Here is a 16,834-nt window from a genome sequence, read left to right on the forward strand (position 1 = left end):
TGACGGGTAGTCATGGTTTCAGTCAGTGCGCATCGAGCTCGTCCGCGACCCAGCCGCGCTGCGTCAGATGGACGCCAAGGCGCACCTGCATCGTTCCTTCGCGCTGCATGGCGCGCGCCAGCAACGGAAAGGCTTGCTGCACCTCGGGCGCTGCGGCCCACGGTTCGGGCGCGATGCGGTAGGTGAAGAGCAGCGAGGTCGCGGTGCGGCCATCGCGCGTCTGCGGCGGGTCCCAGCCGACCAGGCGGTCCAGGCTCAGCGTGGCCGCGCAGAAGTCGGCCGGGTGCGTGACGTTGTCTGTCGTGGTGCGGATCACCACGGGCACCTTCAGGTAGTACTTGCGGCCCGCGTCGGTCAGCACGTATTCGCGGGCCGGGGTGGCCGCTGCCGTGCCCTTGGGGGTGGCGACGACGTCCTTGCCGGTCACCAGCCCCAGCTTCTCGAGCACCGGCATCTGCTGTGCATCGGGTTCGCGCGAGCCGGCCGTCACCGTGATCGGCCACTCGTACTTGGCCAGGCACACATGGCCGCGCTGCGCGAGGTAGTCGTCGGTCGTCGCGGTGAAGTTCTCCTGCGTCGGAAGGCGCGCCTGTTCGTTGTCGCAGCCGGCGAGCGAAGCCAGCACCGCCAGCACGGATGCGGCGCCACCGATGCACCGAAGGACGGAACTCGCAAGCGTCTTCATTGCACGCACCTGCCGCTGGCCGATGGCGCGGTGGAAGGCTGGTAGCCGTCGCTCAGCGTGCCCAGGAAGCAGACCAGGTCGGCGATCTGCTGCGGCGTCATGACGGGCGTGGAGCCCGGCGCGCGTGGCCGGGTGCCGCTGGCGAGCGTCTTGTCGCCGCCCTCGCCTGTGCCCAGGGGCACTTCCTCGTCGATGCTGCCTTGCTGCGCGTGCGGCAGGTCGTTGTACTTGTCGATCGCCGCGCCCGGCACGGCGGTGGGCTGCAGGGCCCACGGCGGATTGGCTTGCGGCTTGCCATCGCTTCCATGATCGAGGGCCGGATACCAGTACTCCGGATTGGTGTCGCGCGTGTTGTAGAAGTTGACGACCTGCTCCAGCGAATGGAGCACGCCGTTGTGAAAGAACGCGCCCCGCGTCGCCGCGTTGCGCAGCACCGGCACCTTGAACATGCCGCAGTACGGGTTGGGCGTCTCCAGCGTGGCGGGCATGTGGTCGGTGCGGAAGGGGCCGCACAGGCCCATGTCGAAATACCTGGGATCGTCGTTGGCCGGAATCGGGTCCGGGTTGTTCGGAATCGACCGGTCGTTGCGCGGCGCGCCCAGGGCCTGGTAGGTGAAGTCCGTCATCAGGCCGGTGTTGCCGTTGAAGTTGGCGCCCGTGTAATGGCAGCCCGAACAGTTGGTGACGCCGGTGCTGTGGAACAGCACCTCGCCGCGCCGCTCGGCCGGCGTGAGCACGCCGCCGATCTTGTTGAACACGTAGAGGTCGTACTTGCTGCTGTACGGGTGAAAGCTCAGGTCTTCGGTCTCCAGCGCCTGGATCGCGGTGCCCAGCGCATCGAAGGCCGCATCGGTGTTGTTGAAGATGTCGCCGCCGAAGGCCTGCCTGAAGAGGCCCGCATAGGCACCGTCCCGCACCGCCTTCACGACCGCCTCCTTGGAGGTGTTGTTCATCTCCACCGGGTTGAGCAGCGGCAATGCCGCCTGCGCCGCGAGCGTTGCGCCGCGGCCGTCCCACATGAAGCCGCCGCCCGGCGAGTTGGAGGTCACACCGTCCGGGTTGGGCGCGTCGTCGCTGAAAGGCGGCGTCGAATCCCGGTAGCGCAGCGAAGGCACGGCGCGCGCGCCCGCCTGCGTGATGTCGGAGCCCAGCTGCACCGAGATGCTGTTCGGCGGGCCGTAGGCGTACTGCGGATCGTGGCAGCTCGCACACGACATGTTCCTCGCGCCCGAGAGGTTCTTGTCGAAGAAGGCCAACTGCCCGACCTGCGCCTGGACGCTCAGCGCCGGTGCGCGCGGGCCGGCGGTGCTTGCGGCCGGTGCCGCGCTCTTGCCGTCGCACGCCGTCAAGGCCAATAGCGCCACCGAGAGCGCGGTCACGACCGCCATCGCGGGCGGGACCATCCTGTCCACCACCAGATTCAGATTCATCATTGCTTGCTGTGCGGAACACCGGAAGCCGCAAAGGGATAGGGGACAAGGCCCGCAGGCCTTGCCCCCCAACGACCTTCGCGGCCGGTGTTCCTTGCGCTTACTTCGTCGCCCAGACGCTGCTCTGGCTCGCGTCGGCACCGACCTGCGGCGTGATCAGGCCTTCGGTCTGGCCCGTCTCCAGGTCGTGCACGCCCACGATGTCGTTCGCGTACAGCTTCTGCTTGTAGTTGGCCGGGATCACGTAGGCATGGTTGATCGGGCGCACCGAGTCGAAGTGCGTGTCCGCGCTGTTCTGGTATTCAGGCAGTGCCAGGATGTTGGCCGTGATGAACGCTTCGGAGTACTTGGCGCGGTTCAGGTACGTCGCATCGATGGCCGGATCGGCGATCTGGAACATGTCCTGCAGCGTGCGAACGAACGAGAAGTGGCTGTAGGCGTCGCTGTCCGCGACTTTCTTCTTCGCCGAACCCACGTCCTGCTGGTTGGTGAGGATGCCGAAGATCGAATTGCCGTGGCCGAAATTGCCGCCGGCGTAGTTGGCCGGAGCGACGGTGGCCGTCGCCTTGCCGCTCGCGTCCACGGTCACCGGCGTGGCGCCGGAGTTCGGGCCGCCCGCGTTCCAGCCGCAGCAGGAACCGTTGCTGCCGCCCTCGCCTTCGTCGAACATCACCACGATCGCCACGCGCTTGTGCGGGTTCTTCCACAGCGCCGAGTTCTGGATCGCCTTGACCGTCATGCCCAGGTAGATGTCGGCACGCTTGATGTTGGGGCCCTGGCCGTCGTTGCCGCCCTGGCAGCTCGTGTCGCTGCCCACGCCGTGCATGTCGTCGCACTGGTCCGGAACGATGAAGTTGATGTTGCCCACGTCGCCCGCGGCCAGGTCCTTGCTGAACTGGTCGTAGACCCAGCCGCTGGGCACCTTGTAGGCCGCGGTCTTGAGCCAGTCGGCTTCCTGGTACTGCGTGCCGAAGATGGTGCGGTTGGTGGCCGCGAACTCGGGCAGGCTGCGTGCTTCCTGGAAGGCGATCGACGGGCCGTGCTTGACCTTGTACAGGCCGCCCACCACCGCGAAGTTGGCCGTGCCGACGAGGGCTGGAATGGCCGAGCCGTCCAGGTTGGTGACGCCCGCGAGACGGCTCGTGTCGTACGTGGCGACCACGTTGCCGTCGGCGATGCTGTCGGCGCGCACGTCCTGGCCGGGGTTCATCGATTCGCTGTAGGTGCGAATCGTGCGGCCTGTCTTGGACATCAGCGTGAACAGGTTGGCGCCGGGGACGTTGTGCACGGTGCCGCCGGTCGGCTTTTCACCGCAGGTCAAGTCGCCCGACTTGAAGCCGGCGCGGTGGGCGCTGTCCGCTGGTGGCAGATCGCCTTGGCTGGGCAAAGGCTGGCCGTCGGAGGCCGTGCCGCCGGCAAATGCGACGTCCTTGACGCTGTAGTCACCGGCAGCGCCGCAGCCGAACCAGTTGTCGTCGTGGATGCCGAAGTCGTCGCCGCCGCCCAGCGCGGTGTAGTTCGGCTCGGACGGGTTGCCGGTCGAGTAGTACGTGCTCAGCTGGTTGTAGTTGTTCAGGATGTGGTTGATGTTCGCGGCGCGCGGGTTGCCCACGATCGCGTCGGTCGACTTGTTTTCCTCGACGATCACGAAGATGTTGTCGTAGGCCGGCACGCCCTCCACGTTGAAGGCCGCCTGCTGCGCCTGTGCGAAGGTGATGGGCGCCTGCTTCTGCGCCGGCGCCGTGGGCGTGGCCTTGGTGCCGTCGGCGTTGGTGAGGGTCACGCCCGAGAGGCCCACGAGGCGCGGGTCGCCGCCGAGGACGGCCAGGTTGTCGGGGAACATGTCCTTGCGGTCGAGCTTGGCGGTCGCGTAGGTGTAGCGGTTGGTCAGCTCGTTGTCCTGGTACAGCGCCGCGTACTGGGTGGCGCCGCTCAGGCCGTTCACGTCGGCCAGCGGATCGGCGAACTTGGCATCGCCCAGGTTGAAGGCCGGGCCGTTCAGGCGTGCGACGAGGTTGGCCTTTTCGGTTGCGTAGTCGCTGCCGTTGGCTTCCACCAGGCGCTGCGCTTCGCTGGACAGCGGGCTGATGACGATCTTGCCCGCGCCCTGGTCGGCGATCTGCGCGGCCGAGGCGCGCAGGATCAGGTGACCGGCCGCGGCGGCGCCCGTTGCGCTGTTGATCGCGGAGGTGCCGATGTCGGCCACCAGTTGCCCGGTGGCGGCGGTCGTCAGCGTGAACTTGCCGCTGGCATCGGTGACCGCCGACGCTTCGCCGCTGTCCAGCACGCCGTTGCCGTTGGCGTCGACGAAGACCGTGGCCTTCTGGTAGTAGCCGGGCTTCAGCGTCGGGTTGCCCGTGGTGCTGCCCGGAACGAAACCGCTGGCCGCCACCACGCCGCTCAAGGTGCTGCCCGTGTTGGAGGTCGTGTTGCCGGGCGGCGTGATGATCGGGAAGAAGCCGCTGTTTCCGTCGCTCCCTCCGCCGCAAGCGGCGAGCACGCAGGCTGCAACTGTCGTCAATGACGAGAGCAAAACTCGTTTTTGGAAAATCATCATATTTATCCGGGGCAGTTAGTTATGGATGGTTTTGACTGGCCTGCATGGGGATGCCGGGCATCGTGCGTTTTGAATACGAAACGCCACTTCGAGGAGGAATGTAGAAATAGCGGGTGACATCTTTGTGTCAAAAGAGCGCGAATTCTTTTGCTAATTCCCAGCTAATAAATGGCGATATCCCGGCCAAATCAAATTTTCAAAACCGAATTAACTGACCGCAAGCTGACCTGATCGCCGGAAAGAAATCCAGGGCATCTTTCGCGGAGATCTACAGAGGGAATTTGGCTTGTTGTTTGCCGTGCCGCCGCTTCGCAAATGAGCCAATTGCAAGAAGAGCGCGGTCGATGGAGAGACGACCGAAACGCCAACACGGTCGGAAAGGCGAACGCGCCGGCGAAACGGCGCGACGCGGAATTACGCAATGTGCGCACTGCGTAACCATGGAAATCGCGCAGCCGAATAACGCGCCGCGCGATCAAGCCCGAATCGATGCAGCCCGTCAGTCCTTCCAGTCCGCCGCATGAATGGCCGAGACGATCGTCCCCGCCGCCTCGACCAGCAGCGGCCCCACCTCCTCGCGCAGCGCATGGCTGTGCAGCCAGCTCGACGCGCCGCCGACCGACAGGCCCAGCAGGGTCCGCCCATCGCCCACCACCACCGGCACGGCCGCGGCTGAAATCGAAGGGTCCCATTCGCCTTCGGTCGTGACGAAGCCACAGGTGTCGAACTGCTGCTGCACCTCTGCGAGCCGCGCCTTCACGGCGGGCCAGCCGTCTCCCTCGGCCTGCGCGATGCGCTGCATCAGCATCTCGCGCTCGCCCGGCGACATGCCGCACAGCACCGCGCGGCCCATCGACGTGCGCGCGATCGGCAGGCGCGCGCCGACGTCCAGCCCCAGGATCAGCCGCGCGGTGCTGCGGCTGTGCGCGACGTAGATCATTTCCAGCCCGTGCCGCGCACCCAGCGACACGGCGGCCTGGCACTTGTCGGCCAGCGCCTGCATGGTCGGGCGCGCGATGCGGGCGATGTCGAAGTTGCCGAGCATCGAGAAGCCCAGGCCGAGCACCGCCGGGCTCAGGGCGTATTCGCCCACGTCCTCGCGGTGCTTGAGGTAGCCCATGGCCGTGAGCGTGAAGGTCAGGCGCGACACCGTGGCCGGCGGCAGCGCGATGCGCCGCACGATCTCGCGGTGGCTCAGCCAGCGGTCCTGCGGCTTGAACACGCGCAGCAGTTCGATGCCGCGCGCCAGTGCGGCGATGAAGCGCGGGTCCTTGGTCGCTTCGTCGGCATCGACCGATCCGGCCGCGTTTCGTTTTCTGCCCATTTCAATCTCCTTATTCCGATCTGCGGAATATATTGAATCACAGGCACGGGGCCTGCTGCATTGCACCTCAGGGTTCTACCGATTCGGAGAATCCCTTAAGGCTGTTTACAGCCATCGAGCGCGCTTCTAGACTTTGACGGGATTGGAAATCGTATTCCGCAGAACGGAATATGAATGAACAGTCCTTGCGTCGAACCGAAACCGCTTCCCAAGGACAAATCCTTCCATGACCCTCGGCCCTTCCCCTTTCACGCCCGCCAGTGCGGCTGCCTCGCGGCGAACGGTGCTCATCGCCGCGGCCGGCGCCGCGACGCTCGCCGCCTTGCCGGCACGCGCGCAGAGTTTTCCGAGCCGGCCGATCACGCTGATCTGCCCCTGGCCCGCCGGCGGCTCGACCGACCGGCACATGCGCGCGCTCGCCGAACTGGCCGGCAAGAACCTCGGGCAGCCGGTCATCGTCGAGAACAAGCCCGGCGGCGGCGGCACCACCGGCCCCGGCACCATGGCGCTCACCGCCAAGCCGGACGGCTACACGATCTCCCAGTACCCGATGGGCATGCTGCGCGTGCCGCACATGCAGAAGGTGCAGTGGGACCCGCTGAAGGACTTCACCTTTCTGCTCGGCGTCTCGGGCTACACCTTCGGCCTCACGGTGCGCGCCGATTCGCCCTTCAAGAGCTTCAAGGAATACATCGAAGCCGCCCGCAAGGACCCCGGCAAGATCGACTACGGCTCCACCGGCGTGGGCACCTCGCCGCACCTGCTGATGGAGGAGCTGGCCGCCAATGCCAAGGTCACGCTGAACCACATTCCCTTCAAGGGCAACGCCGACCTGCAGCAGGCGCTGCTGGGCGGCCACGTGATGGCGCAGAGCGACGCGAGCGGCTGGGACAAGTACGTCGACGGCGGCCAGATGCGCCTCCTGGTCACCTTCGGCGAGAAGCGCACCAAGCGCTGGCCCAGCGTGCCGACGGCGCAGGAGCTGGGCTACGGCGTGGTCTCGACCTCCCCCTACGGCCTCGCCGCCCCCAAGGGCATGGACCCGGCCGTGGCCAAGGCCCTGCACGACGCCTTCCGCAAGGCGATGGAAGACCCCAAGCACATCGAGCTGCTCGACCAGCTGAACCAGGACGCCTGGTACCGCAGCGGCGACGACTACGCGAAGTGGGCGCGCGAGACCTACGCCAAGGACAAGCAGCTGATCGAAAGGCTCGGCCTGGCTGCGAAGTGAAAGCAATGAGATCGCTTTTTTGAACAACAACACTGGAGACAAGAAGATGAGAAAGACAGACACAGGAATCAAGCAGCGACCGCTGCATGCATCGGGGCTGCTGCTCGGCACGCTCGCGTTGGCGCTGGCAGGCTGCGGCGGCAGCGGTGGTGGTGGCGGCGGCTGGGCCGGTTGGCCTGGCGGCAATGGCGGGAACGGCGGCAACGGCCCCGGCGGCGGCACTCCCGGCGACAAGCCGGCCGTGACGGTGCAAAGCCTGTCTTCCCCCGAGAAGATGACCAGCGGCAACGACACGCTGATCCAGCTGAGCTCCAGCGACGGCAGCGCCGTGGCCGGCGTGAAGGTCGTGCTCAACGACAAGGACGTGACCGACCAGTTCAAGAAGGCGCCCAACGGCAACGCATCGCTCGGCCTGCTCACTGGCCTCGCGCAAGGCGAGAACACGATCGAAGTTCGCGATGCCGCCGACGCCTCCAAGGTGCGCGGGAGCCTGAAGCTCACCGCCTATCCGATCCAGGGCCCGATCCTCTATGCGCCGCAGGAAGGCAGCTTCCACTGCCAGACCGACACCTTCAACATCTATCCGGGCGGCCCCACGCTCACGACCGGTGCGAACACCGACGCGAACTGCGCCGCGCCCACCCGCATCGACTGGGTCTACCACGACGCCACCAAGGCAGGCACCGCGGTCTGGCAGAAGTACGACCCGGCGAGCCCGCCGGCCACGGTCGAGCAGACGACGCTGCTCGACGGAAAGAAAGTGCCCTACATCGTGCGCCTGGAGACGGGCGTCATCAACCGCGGCATCTATCAGATCGCGGTGCTGGGCGACCCGGCCGGCAACCCGAATCCCACCGCGACGAATCCGCCGAGCGGCTTCAACGGCCGCCTCGTCTACCCCTTCGGCCAGAGCTGCGGCGGCGGCTGGTACGTGCAGGGCCGGTCGCTCGGTCCGGTGGGCGGCTCCACCAATTCGGCGAACGGCGCGGCGGGCGACTTCAATGCGCTCAACGACCTGCCGCTGAGCAAGGGCTTCGCGGTCGCGAACTCGACGCTCAACTACTTCGGGCAGAACTGCAACCACATCATCTCGGCCGAAACCATGATGATGGTCAAGGAGCGCTTCATCAAGGCCAACGGCCCGGTGCTCTACACGATGGGCTGGGGCAGCTCCGGCTCGGCGATGCAGCAGAGCATGATCGCCGACACCTACCCGGGCCTGCTGGACGGCATCGTGATGCTCAACGGCTTCCCGGACAACGCGGGCCCGCAGAGCATGGAGGGGCGCCTCTTCTACAACTACCAGCTCAATCACACGAAGAACGGCACCACGCAGAACGGCACCTACGTGCCGGTGCCCAACACCGCCTACGACCCGACCTACGACAACGCCACCGCGGCCAAGCGCGCCGCCGATGCGACGCTGCCGATGTGGACCAACGCGGAAATCGCCGCGGCCTCGGGCTACTCGACCTACCACAGCATGCGCCAGCAGGCGAGCTTCTGGGCTGCGCGGACCGACTCGGTGCTGCGCCCCGCCAACCAGGGCGATCGCGACAACGTGATGGCCGGCAGCGGCAACAGCTCGGTGTTCAACGCGATCATCGGCGCGAGCGAGAAGTACAGCCCGGCCAACGTGGTCGCAAGCGCACCGATGGGCGTGCTGCCCGCACCGCCCGTGAGCCTCCTGGCGGCCAACCCCACGGGCCTGCGCCCGAACGTCGCGGACCACAACCGGAACGTGCTCGGCATCGATCCGGCCACGGGCTTTGCGCGCTCGTTCTCGGGCAATGCCGGCGTGCAGTTCGGCCTGAACGCGCTGAACACCGGGCAGATCACGATGGCGCAGTTCATCCACCTGAACGAGAACATCGGCGGCCAGGACCCCGACGGCAACCTGGGCACGGCGCGCATGCAGCCCGACCCCATCGCGCTGAAGGCGGCCTACCAGACCGGCATGATCGCGTACGGCGGCGCGGGCCTGGCGACCACCGCGATCCTCGACCTGGACGGCCTGAACAACGAGTTCACCGGCGCGGGCGACATGCACCTGAAGTTCTTCCACTACATCCTGCGCGCGCGCATCGCGGCGGCGACCGGCAAGTTCGACAACCACGTCATGTGGAACGGCATGGCCAACGTCGCCGCCTTCAACCCCGATCCGAACGCCAACCACGCGACGCCCATCCAGGCGCCGCGGCCGGCCAAGACCGGGCGCACGATCGGCGCGATGCAGAAGGCCTTCTTCGCGATGGACCAGTGGCTCACCACGCTGGCCAACGACAAGTCGGCCGAGCCGCTCGCGGTGAAGGTCGTCAAGACCAAGCCGGCGACGCTGGTCGATGGCTGCTTCGGCGCGACGACGGCCGGCGCGGCGGACGACTTCATCGCCGAGCCGCAGGTCTTCGGCGGCTTCAACTCGGTGTTCGTCAACGGCAACGGCGGCAAGTCGCCGGCCGGCACCGTGGGCACGGGCTCGGCGCCGTCGCGCTGCAACGCGATGTTCCCCGCCTCGTCGTTCCCGCGCTTCGAGGCCGGCGAGCCGCTGCAGTCGCGCACGATGCAATGCCAGTTCCGCCCGGTCGATGCCGCGGACTACGCCGGCTACGCCACACGCAATCCCGGCTGGACCGGCGGCGCGCGCGATGCAGATCTCGCAAGGCTGCGCACCGTGTTCGCGAGCGGCGTGTGCGACTACACCAAGCCCGGACTGGAAGAGCAGCCGCTGGCGGGCACCTGGATCCAGGTGACCGGCGTGAACCAGATGAAGGTCGGGCATCCGTTGAGCCGATAGGCTGTGCGTGCGGTGGGGGCCAAGGCGCGAAAGCCCTTGGCCCCCGCTGCCTCGCCGGATTGAAAGACGGGCAAGCGCGCCTCGCTGCCTGCGGCGTTGTCCGACACCGGCGCGCAACAAAAAGCAATAACGTCTCGCTCGACAGTGGCTGCGTGCCGCTCTGGCTTTCCCCAACGAGATCCGAGAAAAAATGGCCGATGGCAGCAAACCAGTCGAGAACAACGAACAGGCCCAAGATCCCAGCGCTCCCCTGAACCTCGGATTGATCGCCGATGCCGACTACCGGCTGATGATCGATTCCATCACCGACTACGCGATCTTCTTTCTCGACCCCGACGGCATCGTGCTCAGCTGGAATGCAGGGGCCAGGCAACTCAAGGGCTACGAACCCCACGAGGTCATCGGGCGCCACTTCTCCATCTTCTATCCCCCCGAGCTGCTGGAGAAGAACTGGCCGCGGCACGAGGTCGAAGTCGCCACGAAAACCGGACAGTACAAGGAAGAAGGCTGGCGCCTGCGCAAGGACGGCACGCGCTTCTGGGCCAGCATCGTCCTCACCCGCCTCACGAGCCCGGACGGCACGCTGCGCGGTTTCTCCAAGATCACCCGCGACCTGTCGGAACGCCAGCAGCAAGACGACCTACTGCGCGCGAGCGAGGAGCGCTTCCGGCTCATGGTGGACGGCGTGAAGGACTATGCGATCTTCATGCTCGACCCGAGCGGCTACGTCGTCAGCTGGAACAAGGGCGCCAGGGCCAACAAGGGCTACGAGTCGCACGAGATCATCGGCAAGCACTTCTCGGTGTTCTATCCGCCCGAGGTGTCCGCCACGGGCTTTCCCGACACGGAGCTCAAAGTCGCGCGCGAGGTCGGCCGCTTCGAGGACGAAGGCTGGCGCGTGCGCAAGGACGGCAGCCGCTTCTGGGCCAGCGTGATCATCACGGCCCTCTTCGACGAGACGGGCCGCCACCGCGGATTCGCCAAGGTCACGCGCGACCTCACGGAGCGCCGGCGCATCAGCACGCTGGAAGACGAGGGCCGCCGCATCACGACCTTCCTGGCCATGCTCGGGCACGAGCTGCGCAACCCGCTCACGCCGATCTCCAATGCGGTGGCGATCATGGAACGTCTTGGAAATGGCACGAATGGCGGAAATGGCGTCGACGCCAAGACGCTCGCGCGCATGAACAACATCATCGCGCGCCAGCTCAAGCAGATCACCCGGCTGGTGGACGACCTGCTGGACGTCGGGCGCATCACGAGCGGCAAGATCCACCTCGAATCCAAGCCGGTGCAACTGGCCGAGGTGATCGACGAGGCGGTGGAAATGGTCAAGCCCTCCGCCGATGCCAAGCACCACGCGCTGGTCGTGCAGAGCACCGCCACCGACGCATGGATCGCCGGAGACCGCGCCCGCATGATCCAGGTGGTGTGCAACCTGCTGAACAACGCCGTCAAGTTCACGCCCGATGGCGGCCGCATCGAGGTGCGGCTGCGCAAGAGCGGCGCCAACGCGGAAATCAGCGTCAGCGACAACGGCCCGGGCATCGCGCCCGCGTCGCTGCCGCGCGTCTTCATGCTGTTCGCGCAGGGCGAGCAGGAAATTTCTCGGCCGCACGGCGGACTGGGCCTCGGGCTCACGCTGGTGGAGCAGCTGGTGACGCTGCACGGCGGCGACGTCAGCGCCTTCAGCAAGGGCATCCCGGGCGAAGGCACGGAATTCATCATCCAGCTGCCGCGCGTCGCGGCGCCGCTGGAGAAAAAAAGAAACGACGGCGCCGACACCGGCAAGGTGGTGCTCGTGGTCGACGACAACCGCGATGCGGCCGAGACGATGTGCCTGCTCGTGGAGAGCCTGGGCTACGCGACCCGCACCGCGTTCGACGGCCCTTCGGCGCTCGATGCGATCAAGGTCGAGCAGCCCGACATCGTGCTGCTGGACATCGGCCTGCCGGGCTTCAGCGGTGTCGAAGTGGCCCGGCGCGTGCACCGCGAAGTCGCGCATCCGCCGAAGCTGTTGGCCATCACCGGCTTCGGCCAGGCCTCGGACCGGGAGGCGAGCCTTGCGGCCGGCTTCTATGCGCACCTGACCAAGCCGATCGATGCGCATCATCTCGAGGGCCTGCTCGAACGCCTGCTCGGCAAGCCCTGAGCGCTCCGGCGCCGGTTCAAGCGCCGGTTCAAGCGCCGGAGGCCGCGCGCTGCTTCACGGCAGTGCTCGCAGTGCCCGCCCTGGCCTGCTCGGCCGCAACCTCGGTGGCCGCCTGCGCCTTGGCGGCCGCCACCGACCCGTGGGCATTCGCATAGACCTTCGTGAACTCCGCGCCGAGCAGGAAGATCTGCGCCGCGTAGTACACCCAGGCCAGCAGCACCACGAGCGATCCGGCCGCGGCGAACGATTCGTTCACGCCGCTCTTGCCCAGGTAGAGCCCGATCAGCACCTTGCCCACCTCGAACAGCACGGCCGTCACCGCCGCGCCGATCCACACGTCGGGCCAGGCGATCGGCGCGCTCGGCATGAACTTGAAGATCATCGCGAACAGCAGCGTGAGAATGCCCAGCGAGACGACCGCATTCAGGCCCTGCAGCAGCAGCTCCCAACCGGGAAAGAGGCCCGTGCTCCAGCTGCCCACCGCCGCCAGCCCCGCGCTCACGACCAGCGACACCATCATCAAGAAGGCCAGCCCGAGGATCAGCCCGAACGACAGCAGCCGCGCGCGCAGGATGCCCCATACGCCGCTGGGCTTTTCGCGCTCGGGCACGTGCCAGATGCGGTCCAGCGCGCTCTGCAGTTCGGCGAACACCGTCGTCGCGCCCACCACCAGCACCACCACGCTGATGCCGCCCGCGATCAGCCCGCGCGACGGCTCGCTCGCGGCCTTGACCAGGCCCTGCACCACCAGCGCGCCGTCGCGCCCGATCAGGCCCGACAGCTGCGCGGCGATCTGGCCCTGCACGGCCTCGGCGCCGAAGAGCGCGCCCGCCACGGCGATGACGATCACCAGCAGCGGCGCGAGCGAAAACGCCGTGTAGTACGAGATGGCCGCGCCCATGCTCGGCGCGAAGTCGTCCACCCAGGCCATGGCCGCGTCCTTGCAAAGGCGAAGAAGGCCGGCGGCTCTGGTCATGGCACCCCTTCCGCGCAGAACGCCAGGAACTCGTTGATCTCCGCCGCCTTGTCGAAGACGGCGTCGGCGCCCAGGGTCAGGCACTGCGCGCGGTTGTCCGCGGAGGCCGCGTTCGTGAGCGCCACCACCAGCCCGCACTTGGGGCCCAGCGCCGCCAGCGCGCCGAGCACGCCCAGGCCGCTGCCCTGCTTGAGCAGGAGGTCCACCACCAGCAGGTGCCAGCCGTCCCGGTTTGCCTGCAGCCACGCCACGGCCTCCGCCTCCGAGGTCGCGGTGCCGACGATTTCGGCCCGCAGATAACCCTCCAGCACCACCCTCAGGCTGTCCTGGATCGTCGGTTCGTCTTCCACGATAAACACGGCGCGCGTCATGCGAAGGAAGCTCGCTCTTTCGCCTGCGCACAGGTGTAGGCAGACAGCGCGTCAGCATGTTGGCCGCAACGGGAAATTGTCCGACCCGCGGATGGGCGCAGTGCCCGCGCGCGCATCGCGGCGCGAGGCAAATCGTGCGCTCATCTCCACCTCTCAAGCGAAGGAATCCGCATGAAAGCCCTCACCTACCAGTCATCGAAAAACGTCAGCGTGCAGACGGTGCCCGACCCCGTCATCCAGCAGCACGACGACATCGTCCTGCGCGTGACCGCCACCGCCATCTGCGGCTCCGACCTGCACATCTACCGCGGAAAGATTCCCGACATGGAGTCGGGCGACATCCTCGGCCACGAGTTCATGGGCATCGTCGAGGAGACCGGCAAGGGCGTCACGCAGCTGAAGAAAGGCGACCGCGTGGTGGTGCCCTTCACCATCGCCTGCGGCCAGTGCTTCTTCTGCGCCAAGGCCCTCTTCGCCGCATGCGAAACCACCAACCCGGGGCGCGGCGCCATCCTCAACAAGAAGAACCTGCGCTCGGGCGCGGGCCTCTTCGGCTACTCGCATCTCTATGGCGGCTACCCCGGCGGCCAGGCCGAATTCGTGCGCGTGCCCAAGGCCAACACCGGCCCGCTCCTCATACCGCCCGGGCTGGCCGACGAACAGGTGCTGTTCCTCTCGGACATCCTGCCCACCGGCTACCAGGCGGTGGTGAACGGCGACGTCGGGCCGGGCTCCAGCGTCGCCATCTTCGGCGCGGGGCCGGTCGGCATCATGGCGGCCGCGTCGGCGCGGTTGCTGGGCGCCGAGCGCATCTTCATGGTCGACGAGCATCCCTACCGGCTCGCGTTCGCGCAGGCCACCTACGGCGTCGACCCGATCAACTTCAGGGACATCGACGACCCGGCCGGCGCGATCATCGAGCGCACCGATTTCCGCGGCGTCGATGCGTCGATCGACGCGGTCGGCTTCGAGGCCAAGGGCAGCGCAGTGGAGACAGTGCTCACCGACCTGAAGCTCGAAGGCTCCAGCGGCAAGGCGCTGCGCCAGGCCATCGCGGCCACGCGCCGCGGCGGCGTGGTGAGCGTGCCGGGCGTGTACGCGGGCTTCATCCACGGCTTCATGTTCGGCGACGCGTTCGAGAAGGGCCTGACCTTCAAGATGGGCCAGACGCACACGCAGCAGCACATGCCCAGGCTGCTCGAGCACATCCAGGCCGGGCAGCTCAAGCCCGAGGTGATCATCACGCACCACATGGCGCTGGAAGACGCGGCGCGCGGCTACGAGATCTTCGAGAAGGCCGAGGAGGAATGCCGCAAGGTCGTGCTCACGCCCTCCGGCCCGGCGCAACCGACCATTGCTACCACCGCTACCGCCGCTACCCCGGTCCCATGAACCCGAAGCGCGCCTGCAAGGGCGTGCTTTCCGGCAGCACGTACACCACCCCCTTGCGCTCGCCGAGCACGGGGCGGATGTGCGTGTCGTAGAAGCCGGCCGGCACGTTGATGCAGCCGTACGAGATGCGGTTGTCGGCCACGCTGGGCGTGGCCAGGCGCTCCAGCCGGCGCTCGGCCTTGTTGGTCGCGCGCACGCGGTGCATGGAGACCGCGGCGTCGTAGTCGACCCACACGATGTCCTCGCCCTGGAGGTTGCGGCCCGGCTCGCTCGCGAAGCGGCCCGCGGGCGTGGTGCGCTCGTCGGGACGGATGTCGGCCATCTTGCGTTCGCCGATGCCCGGCACGGAATCGTCGCCGTGCGCCAGACCCAGCAGCACGGGCGAATCGCCGCGCAGCCGGCCTTGCGCATCGAAGACGAAGACGCGTGCCTTCTTCTTGTCGATCACGGCGAAAGCCTGGCCCTGGTTGTCGGCCGCGGCAACGGCCGCCTTCGCGAACCGCAGCGCATCGGGTTCGGTGGCCGCGGCTGCGGTGCAGGCCGCGGCAAGGGTGCAGGCAGCGAGCACGGCGAGCCCGCGGCCCGCGATGCCCGTCGTGGGTGAAGGCAAGCTCATGCGCTCAGTTGCGGTCGGCGCGTGCCTGGCGCATCGGCTGCTCGGTGCCCGTCGTGGAGCCGCTGTTCATGTTGCCTTGCGATCCTTGCGACATGGTCGAGCCCGAAGAGGTCGTGCCCGAGGACATGGAACCCGACGAACTGTTGTTCTGCGGCGTGGTGCCGGTGGTGCCCATCGGGCCGCCCGAGGGGTTCTGCTGGCCCGCGGCGGTGGCGGGATTCGCGGGCGCGGTGGTGGGCGGATTGCCCTGTGCGAAAGCGACGCCGGCGGCGCCGAGTGCGATGGCTGCAATGAAGCTGGAAGTACGGGTCATGCTGGTCTCCTTGGGTTGAGCCGGGCGGACGCCCGACGCTCATCAAGCTAGGAGGTCGCGGACTGCAAAAGGTCGGTAGACGGCGCGGCCGGCTGTAGGAGACAGCAACTGCGGCTGTCCTCAATCCAGCGTTTGCAGATAGGCCGCGATGTCCCGCGCGTCCTGCTCGGTCACGCCCATCTCGGGCATCGCGGTGAGCGGATCGACCTCGCGCGTGTGGCGCAGCCAGCGCACCATGTTGTCGGGCGTGTTGGCGAGCTTGCCGCCGATCATCGCGCGCCTGGCCATGCCGGCCAGCGGCGGGCCGACGTTCGGAAACGAACCCGTGGTGCCGGGAATGGTGTGGCACGCGTTGCAGGCGTACTGCGCGAGGGCGCGCTGGCCGCGCCGCACGCTGTCCTGCACCTCGCCGGCCGCGCGCGGCCCGGGTCCGCACGAAGGCCCGGTCCACCCGATCGGTACGCCCTGCCCCGACGGCATCATCGGCGCGCTCGCCTGCGCGTACTGCTGCGGCGTCATGTCGGGCAGCCGTTCGAGAAACGCGACCAGCGCCCACAGGTCTTCGTCGGACAGGCGGTACTCCCACGCCGGCATGCCGCTCATCTTGATGCCGTTCTTCGTGACCCAGTAGAGCTCGCGCGCGTTCCAGCGCTGGCGCGCATCGACCAGCGGGCCGGGCAGCGGCTGCATGCTCTTGCCGATGTCGCCCTGCGCCACGCCCGGTGCGCCGTGGCACTGCACGCACTTGTCGCGAAAGCACGCGGCGCCGCGCAGCACCAGCGCTTCGTCGCCGAGCGGCGGCGGCTCGATGCCGCGCGCCCGCAGGCGCACCGATTGCCGCATCGCCGTCTCCAGCAGCGAGTACACCGGCTGCGTGTGCTGCGCGGTCGCGGAGACGTTGTAGAGGCCGCCCCACACCATCCATGCCCCACCGGCCGCCGCGGCCAGGCCGAGCGCGGCGACGGTGAGAAGGATGGTCTTGGGCGTCCCCAT

The 16,834-nt window shown here is 67.5% G+C and carries 13 protein-coding genes; 4 read left to right on the forward strand and 9 right to left on the reverse strand.

Annotation, left to right across the window (positions count from 1 at the left end):
- Positions 1–22: 22 nt before the first annotated feature.
- The 4 genes from ACZYRS_RS17885 to ACZYRS_RS17900 all read right to left on the reverse strand — a co-directional run bounded on the left by ACZYRS_RS17885 (position 23) and on the right by ACZYRS_RS17900 (position 5,996).
- Positions 23–685 carry a hypothetical protein gene (locus tag ACZYRS_RS17885; protein ID WP_463420322.1) on the reverse strand — a complete coding sequence of 221 codons (663 nt, stop codon included), beginning with the start codon at positions 683–685 and terminating at the stop codon, positions 23–25.
- Positions 682–2,115, reverse strand: a complete 1,434-nt coding sequence (locus ACZYRS_RS17890; protein ID WP_463422503.1) for a cytochrome c peroxidase — start codon at positions 2,113–2,115, stop codon at positions 682–684. Before ACZYRS_RS17890 ends, ACZYRS_RS17885 begins: the two co-directional genes overlap by 4 nt.
- Positions 2,116–2,215: 100 nt before the next feature.
- Positions 2,216–4,669, reverse strand: coding sequence for an alkaline phosphatase family protein (locus ACZYRS_RS17895; protein ID WP_463420323.1), 2,454 nt, complete (start codon positions 4,667–4,669; stop codon positions 2,216–2,218).
- 502 nt (positions 4,670–5,171) lie between these two features.
- Entirely contained in the window at positions 5,172–5,996 is an 825-nt protein-coding gene (locus tag ACZYRS_RS17900) for an IclR family transcriptional regulator (protein ID WP_463420324.1), read from the reverse strand.
- Positions 5,997–6,222: 226 nt separating this feature from the next.
- On the opposite strand from ACZYRS_RS17900, the gene ACZYRS_RS17905 reads away from it, so the two are divergent.
- From ACZYRS_RS17905 to ACZYRS_RS17915, 3 genes are all read left to right on the forward strand, one after another.
- Positions 6,223–7,227, forward strand: coding sequence for a tripartite tricarboxylate transporter substrate binding protein (locus ACZYRS_RS17905; RefSeq protein ID WP_198783854.1), 1,005 nt, complete (start codon positions 6,223–6,225; stop codon positions 7,225–7,227).
- A 46-nt stretch (positions 7,228–7,273) separates the two neighbouring features.
- Positions 7,274–10,021, forward strand: coding sequence for a DUF6351 family protein (locus tag ACZYRS_RS17910; protein ID WP_463420325.1), 2,748 nt, complete (start codon positions 7,274–7,276; stop codon positions 10,019–10,021).
- 190 nt (positions 10,022–10,211) lie between these two features.
- Entirely contained in the window at positions 10,212–12,173 is a 1,962-nt protein-coding gene (locus ACZYRS_RS17915; protein ID WP_463420326.1) for a PAS domain-containing hybrid sensor histidine kinase/response regulator, read from the forward strand.
- A gap of 28 nt (positions 12,174–12,201) precedes the next feature.
- Here ACZYRS_RS17915 and ACZYRS_RS17920 read toward each other — a convergent pair whose 3' ends face one another.
- Together ACZYRS_RS17920 and ACZYRS_RS17925 are read right to left on the reverse strand one after the other, a co-directional pair.
- Complete coding sequence (locus tag ACZYRS_RS17920) at positions 12,202–13,149, reverse strand: YihY/virulence factor BrkB family protein (RefSeq protein ID WP_198783857.1); 948 nt, start codon at positions 13,147–13,149, stop codon at positions 12,202–12,204.
- Positions 13,146–13,520, reverse strand: a complete 375-nt coding sequence (locus ACZYRS_RS17925; RefSeq protein WP_198783858.1) for a response regulator — start codon at positions 13,518–13,520, stop codon at positions 13,146–13,148. Before ACZYRS_RS17925 ends, ACZYRS_RS17920 begins: the two co-directional genes overlap by 4 nt.
- A 171-nt stretch (positions 13,521–13,691) precedes the next feature.
- Here ACZYRS_RS17925 and ACZYRS_RS17930 point away from each other — a divergent pair, with 171 nt between their 5' ends.
- Positions 13,692–14,912 (forward strand): zinc-dependent alcohol dehydrogenase, encoded by a 1,221-nt coding sequence (locus tag ACZYRS_RS17930; protein WP_463420327.1) that lies wholly within the window; start codon positions 13,692–13,694, stop codon positions 14,910–14,912.
- Here ACZYRS_RS17930 and ACZYRS_RS17935 read toward each other — a convergent pair.
- The 3 genes from ACZYRS_RS17935 to ACZYRS_RS17945 all read right to left on the reverse strand — a co-directional run bounded on the left by ACZYRS_RS17935 (position 14,896) and on the right by ACZYRS_RS17945 (position 16,834).
- Positions 14,896–15,528, reverse strand: a complete 633-nt coding sequence (locus ACZYRS_RS17935; protein ID WP_463420328.1) for a L,D-transpeptidase — start codon at positions 15,526–15,528, stop codon at positions 14,896–14,898. The genes ACZYRS_RS17930 and ACZYRS_RS17935 overlap by 17 nt on opposite strands.
- Positions 15,529–15,532: 4 nt before the next feature.
- On the reverse strand, positions 15,533–15,841 hold the full coding sequence (locus tag ACZYRS_RS17940; RefSeq protein WP_463420329.1) for a proteophosphoglycan ppg4: 309 nt from the start codon (positions 15,839–15,841) through the stop codon (positions 15,533–15,535).
- A gap of 120 nt (positions 15,842–15,961) precedes the next feature.
- Positions 15,962–16,834, reverse strand: coding sequence for a c-type cytochrome (locus ACZYRS_RS17945; protein WP_463420330.1), 873 nt, complete (start codon positions 16,832–16,834; stop codon positions 15,962–15,964).

The sequence above is a fragment of the Variovorax sp. AC194 genome (assembly GCF_979257995.1).

Excerpts from the sequence above, each read along its gene's own strand:
- ACZYRS_RS17885 (WP_463420322.1), bottom strand. The coding sequence starts at position 685 with ATGAAGACGCTTGCGAGTTCCGTCCTTCGGTGCATCGGTGGCGCCGCA.
- ACZYRS_RS17945 (WP_463420330.1), bottom strand. The coding sequence starts at position 16,834 with ATGGGGACGCCCAAGACCATCCTTCTCACCGTCGCCGCGCTCGGCCTG.
- ACZYRS_RS17910 (WP_463420325.1), top strand. The coding sequence starts at position 7,274 with ATGAGAAAGACAGACACAGGAATCAAGCAGCGACCGCTGCATGCATCG.
- ACZYRS_RS17930 (WP_463420327.1), top strand. The coding sequence starts at position 13,692 with ATGAAAGCCCTCACCTACCAGTCATCGAAAAACGTCAGCGTGCAGACG.
- ACZYRS_RS17890 (WP_463422503.1), bottom strand. The coding sequence starts at position 2,115 with ATGAATCTGAATCTGGTGGTGGACAGGATGGTCCCGCCCGCGATGGCG.
- ACZYRS_RS17895 (WP_463420323.1), bottom strand. The coding sequence starts at position 4,669 with ATGATTTTCCAAAAACGAGTTTTGCTCTCGTCATTGACGACAGTTGCA.
- ACZYRS_RS17935 (WP_463420328.1), bottom strand. The coding sequence starts at position 15,528 with ATGAGCTTGCCTTCACCCACGACGGGCATCGCGGGCCGCGGGCTCGCC.
- ACZYRS_RS17905 (WP_198783854.1), top strand. The coding sequence starts at position 6,223 with ATGACCCTCGGCCCTTCCCCTTTCACGCCCGCCAGTGCGGCTGCCTCG.
- ACZYRS_RS17915 (WP_463420326.1), top strand. The coding sequence starts at position 10,212 with ATGGCCGATGGCAGCAAACCAGTCGAGAACAACGAACAGGCCCAAGAT.
- ACZYRS_RS17900 (WP_463420324.1), bottom strand. The coding sequence starts at position 5,996 with ATGGGCAGAAAACGAAACGCGGCCGGATCGGTCGATGCCGACGAAGCG.
- ACZYRS_RS17920 (WP_198783857.1), bottom strand. The coding sequence starts at position 13,149 with ATGACCAGAGCCGCCGGCCTTCTTCGCCTTTGCAAGGACGCGGCCATG.
- ACZYRS_RS17925 (WP_198783858.1), bottom strand. The coding sequence starts at position 13,520 with ATGACGCGCGCCGTGTTTATCGTGGAAGACGAACCGACGATCCAGGAC.
- ACZYRS_RS17940 (WP_463420329.1), bottom strand. The coding sequence starts at position 15,841 with ATGACCCGTACTTCCAGCTTCATTGCAGCCATCGCACTCGGCGCCGCC.